At 72.8% G+C, this 8,700-nt stretch carries 4 protein-coding genes and 1 pseudogene; all 5 read left to right on the forward strand.

Annotation, left to right across the window (positions count from 1 at the left end):
• Positions 1 to 261 (forward strand): annotated as a pseudogene (gene entE / locus K8V84_RS11620) (2,3-dihydroxybenzoate-AMP ligase); the annotation flags it as partial.
• Positions 262 to 265: 4 nt separating this feature from the next.
• Complete coding sequence (locus K8V84_RS11625) at positions 266 to 925, forward strand: isochorismatase family protein (protein ID WP_304074071.1); 660 nt, start codon at positions 266 to 268, stop codon at positions 923 to 925.
• A gap of 30 nt (positions 926 to 955) precedes the next feature.
• Positions 956 to 2,272, forward strand: coding sequence for a lysine N(6)-hydroxylase/L-ornithine N(5)-oxygenase family protein (locus K8V84_RS11630; RefSeq protein ID WP_304074073.1), 1,317 nt, complete (start codon positions 956 to 958; stop codon positions 2,270 to 2,272).
• Between the two features lie 3 nt (positions 2,273 to 2,275).
• Positions 2,276 to 2,515, forward strand: coding sequence for a phosphopantetheine-binding protein (locus tag K8V84_RS11635; RefSeq protein WP_304074075.1), 240 nt, complete (start codon positions 2,276 to 2,278; stop codon positions 2,513 to 2,515).
• 68 nt (positions 2,516 to 2,583) lie between these two features.
• On the forward strand, positions 2,584 to 8,700 hold a 6,117-nt coding region (locus K8V84_RS11640), incomplete at its 3' end, for a non-ribosomal peptide synthetase (RefSeq protein WP_304074077.1).

Genomic DNA, 8,700 nt, shown 5'->3' on the forward strand with positions numbered 1-8,700 from the left:
TACCCGGCCGTCCACGACGCGTCGGTGGTCGCCGTCCCCGACCCCTACCTGGGTGAACGCACCCACGCCTACGTGATCGCCCGCGACGGCCGACGGCCCACCCGCGCCGAGGTCCTCGCCTTCCTGCGCGGGCGTGGCCTGGCCGCCTACAAGATCCCCGACCGTGTCAGCTTCGTGGACGCCTTCCCGGCCACCGCCGTCGGCAAGACCTCCAAACGCGACCTGCGCGCGACCCGCACCACCTCCGGAACGGACCAGTAGACCGATGGCACTGCCCACGATCGACCCCTACCCGCTGCCCACCGCCGACGAGTTGCCCGCCAACCGGGCCCAGTGGACCCTGGAGGCCGGCCGGGCCGTCCTCCTCGTCCACGACATGCAGCGCTACTTCCTGCGCCCCTACGCCCGTGGCACCCAACCGGTCACCGGCGCCACCGCCAACATCGTGGACCTGCGCGCCGCCTGCCGAGCCGCCGGAGTCCCGGTCGTCTACACCGCCAAACCCGGTGACATGACCCCCGAACAGCGCGGACTGGAACGCGACTTCTGGGGCGCGGGCATGAAGTCCGTCGCCGAGCACACCGAGATCACCCCCGAACTCGCCCCCGACGGTGAGGACATCCTCCTCACCAAGTGGCGCTACAGCGCCTTCGCCCAGACCGACCTGGCCGAGCGCATGGCCGCCCAGGGGCGCGACCAGATCATCGTCACCGGGGTCTACGCCCACATCGGCTGCCAGCTCACCGCCGCCGACGCGTTCATGCGCGACATCCAACCGTTCCTGGTCGCCGACGCGGTGGCCGACTTCAGCGCCGACCACCACCGCTCCGCGCTCGTCTACGCCGCCGGACGCTGCGCGACCGTGCTGCCGACCCAGGACGCACTGAACCTCCTGTGCGACGTCCCGGCCTCCACCGGGGCCTGAACCGTGTCCGACCTCCACGAAGGGACCACAGTGGCCCCCATCGACCACCCGCCCACCGTCCACGACCTGGTCGGGGTGGGATTCGGCCCCTCCAACCTCGGCCTGGCCATCGCCTTGGCCGAACGCCGCGAAAAGGGGCACGCCCCGCCGCTGTCGGGGGTGTTCCTGGAACAACAGGCCGCCTTCGGATGGCACCAGGGCATGCTCATCCCCGACGCCACCATGCAGGTGTCCTTCCTCAAGGACCTGGTCACCACCCGAGACCCGGCCAGTGACTTCAGCTTCCTGTCCTACCTGCACCATGTGGACCGGCTGCACGACTTCATCAACCACAAGACGCTGTTTCCGCTGCGCCAGGAGTTCCACGACTACCTGACCTGGTGCGCCGACCGGGTCGCCGACCAGGTCCGTTACGGCCACACGGTCACCGAGGTGCGTCCGGTGTACTCCGGTGAGCGCGTCACCCACCTGGACGTGGTCGCCCAGGACGGCTCCGGGGACGAGGTGGTGCTGCGCGCCCGCAACGTCGTCTTCGGCCCGGGTCTGCGTCCCCGCATGCCCGAGGGCACGCCCCAGTCCTCACGCGTGTGGCACAACGAGCATCTGCTCACCAACCTGGACGGGCTGCCCCCTGGCGCCGACCCGCGTTCCTTCGTGGTGGTGGGCGCCGGACAGAGCGCCGCGGAGGTCGTCGACCACCTTCACCAGCGCTTCCCCCGCGCCCAGGTCCACGCGGTGCTGTCCCGCTATGGCTACAGCCCCTCCGACGACAGTCCCTTCGCCAACCGGATCTTCGACCCCGAGGCCGTGGACGCCTTCCACACCGCCCCGCAGCAGGTCAAGGACCAGCTCATGGGCTACCACCGCAACACCAACTACTCGGTGGTGGACCCGGACCTCATCGGCGAGCTGTACCGCCGCCACTACGCCGAACGCGTCCACGGCCGAACCCGCCTGCACCTGCACAACACCTCCCGGGTGGCCGGGTTGGTGGAGAGCGCGGACGGGGTGGCGGTGGCCGTGGAGGACCTGGTCACCGGTAAGCAGACCCCCGTGCCGGCCCACTACGTCGTGTTCGCCACCGGCTACGACCCCGCCGACCCCAGGCCCCTGTTGGGCGACCTCGCCGAGTACCTGGTCGACACCCCCGAGGGTCTGCCCGCGGTGGAGCGCGACTACCGCATGGCCACCCTGGACACCCTCACCTGCGGCCTGTACCTGCAGGGAGGCACCGAACACACCCACGGGGTGTCGGCTTCGCTGCTGTCCAACATCGCGACACGGGTCGCGGAGATCATCGACTCCGTCGCCGCGCGCGCCGGAGCCCCCACCGACGAGAGGGTCTGACCCATGTCCCACGAGACCACCGCGAGGTTCACCGTCGAGCGGGTCCTCGCCGACGCCGCCCACATCCTCGCCGAACCCGCCGAGAGCGTCGACCCGGCCGAGAACCTGTTCGACCGCGGCATGGACTCGGTGCGGGTGATGAGCCTGATGGAGAAGTGGCGGGCCGACGGGGCCGAGACCGACTTCGCCGACCTGGCCGAGAACCCCACCGTCCACGCCTGGGTCGCGCTGCTCAACGGCTGACCCCGCGCCGTCGTCCCCCACGCCACCCCACGCCCCGAACCCATCTTCGCCCGAGGAGAGCCCGACCCATGGCCGAACACCACGATGCCACTGTGGGCCTGACCGGAGCCCAGGCCGGAGTCTGGTACGCCCAACAGACGGCCCCGGACAGCCCGGTGTTCAATGTCGGCCAGTACACCGACATCCCCACGGACCTGGACATCGACCGCTTCGCCGAGGCGGTGCGCGTGCTCGTCGCCGAGACCGACGCGCTGCGCCTACGCGTGGTGGCCGACGGGGACGGGGTCGCGCAGGTGGTCGAGGACGATGCGTCCAGAGGGCCTGACGTCCTCGACCTGCGCGGGGGCGACGGCGAGGACGGTGCCGTCGAGCGGGCCCGCGCGTGGATGAGGGCCGACCGCGAACGCCCGGTCGACCCCACCACCGAACCGCTCCACCGGTACGCGCTGCTGCGGGTGGGGGACCGGCGCTGGTTCTGGGTGCAGCGTTACCACCACCTGGCGGTGGACGCCTACGCCATCACGATGATGGCCCGGCGGGTGGCCGACGTGTACAGCCGCCTGGGCCGGGGCGAGGAGGTGCCCGCCTCCCGCTTCGGTCGGCTCGCCGACCTGGTGGCCGACGAACACGCGTACTCGACCTCCGAACGTCACGCCGCAGACCGCGCCTACTGGACCGAACTGCTCGCCGACCGGCCCGAACCGGCGCTGTTGTCCGCGGCTCCTCCCGCGCCGCACGCCTCCTTCCTGCGCACCCGCGCCACCGTCGGCCCCGGCACCGCAGAGGCGCTGGACACCCTTTCCGGCGAACACGGCGCCACCTGGGCCGACGCGGTGATCGCCGCCTTCGCCGCCTACACCCACCGCATCACCGGATCCGACGACCTCCTCCTCGGTTCTCCCTCCATGGGCCGGGTCGGCACCGTCGGGCTTCGCACCCCCGCCATGGTCGTCAACGTGCTGCCGCTGCGCCTGCGCGTGGGCTCGGCCGACACCGTCGCCGATGCCCTCGTCCACACCGCCGCCGCCCACCGCGACCTGCGCGCCCACCGGCGTTACCGGTCCGAACGGCTGCGCCGCGACCTGTCCGCAGTGGGCGACCGGTTCGGACTGTACGGACCCGAGATCAACGTCAAGCTGTTCGACTACACCTTCACCTTCGACGGGGTGGACTCCACCACCACCAACCTGTCCGAAGGGCCGGTCGACGACATCGCCGTGTCCGTCTACCGCCCCGCCGGCGGTGGTCTGGTACTGGAGGCCAACGCCAACGCCGAACGCTACGACGACCAGGGCGCCCACGCCCTGCTCACCGGGTTCGCCCACTTCCTCGACGCCTTCGCCGGAGCCGGTGGCCGCGCCCGGATCGCCGACCTGGACACCACCTCCGCCGGTGACACCCTCCTGGCCACCGCGCCGGTCGAGGGGGACCGCGCGCCCGTCACCGAGACCCTGTTCCGCGCCGCCGCGGACGACCCCGACGCCACCGCCCTGGTCCACGGCGACGTGCGCCTGAGCCGGGGTGAACTCGTCGACCGGATCGACCGACTCGCCCACCTGCTGCGCGACGCCTCGATCGGCCCCGGCGACACCGTCGCCCTCGCCCTGCCCCGCTCCGTCGACCTGGTGGTCGCGCTCTTCGCGGTCCTGCGCGCCGGCGCCGCCTACGCCCCGTTGGACCCCGACCACCCGACCGAACGCCTGGCCCGGGTGCTGGACGGCGCCCGACCCGCGCTCGTCCTGGCCGACTCGGCCACCTCCCACCTGCTGCCCGAGTCCACCACCGCGCGCCTGCTCGAACTCGACTCCGACGAGGTGCGCGACGCCCTGGCCGGCCGTACCACCGGTCACCTGCCCGCCCCCGACCCGCGTTCGGCCGCCTACCTCATCCACACCTCCGGCTCCACCGGCCGTCCCAAGGGCGTGGTGATCGAACACCGGGCCCTGTCCGCCCTGGCCGACACCCAACGCGTCCACCTGCACGGTCACCTGCCCGAAGGCGCCCGCGTCGCGCACACCGGGTCGTTCACCTTCGACGCCTCCTGGGACAGCCTCCTGGGCCTGGTCCACGGCCACGAGCTCCACCTACTCGACACCGACCTGTTGCTGGACCACGCCCGCTTCGGTGCGCACGTGGCCGAACAGCGCCTCGACCACCTGGACCTGACCCCGAGCTACCTGCGGGGACTGCTGGACTCCGGGGAGCTGCGCCGCCCGCCCGCGCTGCTCACGTTCGGCGGTGAGGCCTGCCCCCAACGCCTGTGGGAGGACCTGCGCGCCCTGAAGGGCACCCGGGCCCTCAACTTCTACGGGCCCACCGAGAACACCGTCGACGCCCTGGTGTGCGACGTCGCCGACACACCCGACACCGCCATCGGTCGTCCGGTGCCGGGTGTGCGCGCCCACGTGTTGGACGCCGCCCTGCGCCCCGTGCCCGCTGGAGTGCCCGGAGACCTGTACCTGGCCGGAGACCGGATCGCCCGCGGTTACGTCGGACGGTCCGACCTGACCGCCGAACGCTTCGTCGCCGACCCCTACGGCCCACCCGGCACCCGCATGTACCGCACCGGAGACCGGGCCCTGCTGCGCGCCGACGGCGCCGTCGCCTACCTGGGCCGGGCCGACGGTCAGGTCCAGGTGCGCGGCTACCGGGTCGAACCCGGTGAGATCGACGCGGTGGCCACCACCCACCCGGACGTGGCCCAGAGCGTCACCGTGGTGCGCCGGGGATCCGGCAACGCCCACCTGGTCATCTACGTCGTGCCCGCCACCGGAACCGAGACCGGTCCACGGGACACCGCCGTGTTCGAGGCACGGGTGCTCGACCACCTGGCCGTCCACCTGCCCGACTACATGGTCCCCGCACGTGTGGTGCCCATGGACGGGTTTCCGCTCAACTCCAGCGGCAAGGTCGACCACGACGCCCTGCCGGAGCCGGCCGCGCCCACCACCGACCGGACCGCACCCGCCACCCCCACCGAGGAAACCCTCCTCGCCGTGCTGCGGGAGGCCCTGGGCACCGACCCGGGCCCGAACGACGACTTCTTCCGACTGGGCGGCGACAGCATCCTCGCCATCCAGGTGGTCAACCGCGCACGCGCGGCCGGGCTGTCCCTGACGGTGCGGGACGTGTTCGAGGCGCCCACCGCCGCCGGGATGGCCACTCGGGCCGACACCGGAGCCGTCGCCCCAAGAGTGCCCGACAACCCTGTCGGCGAGGTCGCCCCCACCGCCATGGCCGCCGAACTCCTCGCCCAAGGCACGCCCTCGCCCCGCTTCACCCAGTCCCAGGTGCTGTGGACCCCCGCCGGGCTCACCCGCGACGTCCTCTCCGAGGCCCTGCGCGCCGTCATCGCCCACCACGGGGCGCTACGCCTGCGCGTGCGCGACGGCGTGATGGAGGTGCCGCCCCCCAAGGAGGTGCGCGACCACGACCCCCTCATCCGGGTGGACGCCACCGACCTGGACGAACCGGCGCTGACCGACGCCGTCGTGGCCCACGCGGGAGACGCCCACACCCGCATCGACCTCGCCCAAGGGCGCCCCCTGACCGCCGTGTGGTTCGACGCGGGCCCCGACCGCATGGGACAACTGCTCGTCCAGGTCCACCATCTGGCCGTGGACGGGGTGTCCTGGCGGGTGATCGGACCCGACCTGGCCGAGGCCGTGGCCGCCCTCGGCTCCGGTCGTCCCGTTCGACTCGCCGGCGCCGGCACCTCCCTGCGTCGCTGGTCGCGTCTGCTCCACGAGGAGGCCCGCCGCCCCGAACGCCGGGCCGAACTCGACCACTGGCTGACCGTGACCGACCCGGCCTCGCACCGTCGCCTCGGCCTTCGCGACCTGGACCCGGTCACCGACCTGGTCGCCACCCGACGCGGCCTGGACGTGGAACTGGACCCCGACCTCACCCACCAGGTCCTCACCGGTATCGGCTCCGTCTACCGGGTCGGTGCGGAGGAGGTGCTGCTCACCGCCCTGACCCTGGCCACCGGACGGCGTCTGCTCGTGGAACTGGAGGGCCACGGCCGCCGCGACCTGCACACCGACACCACGGACCTGTCCCGCACCGTCGGATGGCTCACCACCTCCCACCCGGTCGCCCTCACCCCCGACGCCGACCCCGCCCGTACCCTCAAGCGGGTCAAGGAGACCCTGCGCGCCACCCCCGGCCACGGGCTCGGGTACGGGCTGCTGAGTCGGTTCGACCCCGACACCGCCGGCCGGCTCGCCGACCGCGCCCGCCCCGACGTCCTGTTCAACTACCTGGGCCGCTTCGGCGCGCCCGTCGACCAACCCTGGGAATCGGCCCCCGCCTCCACCCGTGTCATGCTCGGCGAGGACCCCGAACAGCCCCTCACCCACGGCCTGGAGGTCGGCGCCATCGCCCAGGAGGGCCCTGACGGCGCCCGTTTGCACCTGAGCCTGCGCTGGGTGCCCGGGGTCCACGGTTTCGAGGACGTGCGGAACCTCGCCGACCGGATCACCGGCGCGCTGCGTTCGCTCGCCGAGGCCGCCGCCGACCCCGGGGCGCACACCCTCACCCCCGCCGACCTGCCGCTGCTGACCCTGGACACGGCGGCGATCGAACGGGTCGAGAGCGCCTGGGCCCACACCAGCGGCGACCCGGACGCACGCCTGTCCGACCTGTGGCCCGCCACCGCGCTCCAGGCCGGGCTGGTCTTCCACAGCCTCTACACCACCGGCCACGACGCCTACACGGCGCAGTCGGCCACCCGCGTGGACGGCGCCCTGGACCCCGGACGGCTGCGCCGGGCCGCCGCTGTGCTCCTGGACCACCACCCGAACCTGCGGGCCGGTTTCCACGGCCACGCCGGCGAACTCGTCCAGTTCGTCCCCGCCACCGTGGCGCCCCGCTGGCGCGAGACCGACCTGTCCGACTCCGCCGACCCCGACACCGCGCTCGAACGGCTGCGCTCCGAGGAACTGACCACCCCCTTCGATCTCGACCACCCGCCGCTGTTGCGCTTCACCCTGGCCCGGGTGAACCCGACCCGCCACGTGTTGGTGGTCACCGACCATCACACCCTCCTCGACGGTTGGTCCACGCCGCTCTTCCTGCGGGAACTGTTCGCCCGCTACGCCGACCCCGACATCCCCGCCCCCACCACCGGGTTCCGCGACCACCTGGCGTGGCTGGCCGAACGCGACACCGACGCCGCCGACAACGCCTGGGCCACCGAACTCGCCGACCTTCCCGGCCCCACCCTCCTGGCCCCCGACGCCCCCGCCCATGGCGGCGACGCCCAGCGGATCCTGCACGCCCACCTCACCCCGGAGGAGACCGCCCGGGCGGCGTCCACCGCGCGAGCCCTCGGCGTCACCACCAACACCCTCGTCCAAGCGGCCTGGGCCCTGGTCCTGGGCTCGGCCACCGGGCGGAACGACGTCGTCTTCGGCGCCACCGTGTCCGGACGACCCACGGACCTGCCCGGCGCCGAGACCGCCCTGGGCCTGTTCATCAACACCGTTCCGGTGCGGGTGCGCGTGCGCCCCGAGACCACCCTGAGCGACCTGCTCACCGACCTCCAGCGTCGCCAGGCGGCCCTGGCCGAACACCACCACACCGCCCTGACCCGCACCCAGGAACTGGCCGGGCACGCGCCACTGTTCGACACCCTCCTGGTGTTCGAGAACTTCCCCGGTCGCGACGCCCTGGCCGACGTCGACCACGCCGGGGTGCGCCTGACCGACGTCCAGGTCGAGGACGCCACCCACTACCCGGTCTCGCTCAACGTGTTCCCGGGCCGCACCCTCGACCTGCGACTGTGCCACCGCCCCGACGCCGTGGACACCCACCGGGCCACCGCCCTCCTGGACCGGCTGCGCACCGTCCTCACCCAGGTCGCCGAACACCCCGACGTCCCCGTGGCCGAGATCGCCACCCTCACCCCGAGCGAACACGAGCGGGTCCTGGAGGGCTTCAACCGCACCGACACCCCGATCACCGCGCAGCGTCCCTGCGACGCCCTCACCGACTGGGCGACCTGGGCGCCCGGCACCCCCGCGGTGGTCGACACCGAGGGCGAGTACACCTACGCCGCGCTCGACTCCTGGGTGTCCGACATCGCCGCTCTGCTGTACGTGCGTGGGGTCCGCCCCGGTCACATGGTCGCGGTGGCCCTGCCGCGTTCGGTGGACCTGGTGGCGTCCTTGCTCGCCGTGCAG

Source organism: Nocardiopsis listeri (assembly GCF_020741345.1).
GTDB lineage: Bacteria > Actinomycetota > Actinomycetes > Streptosporangiales > Streptosporangiaceae > Nocardiopsis > Nocardiopsis listeri_A.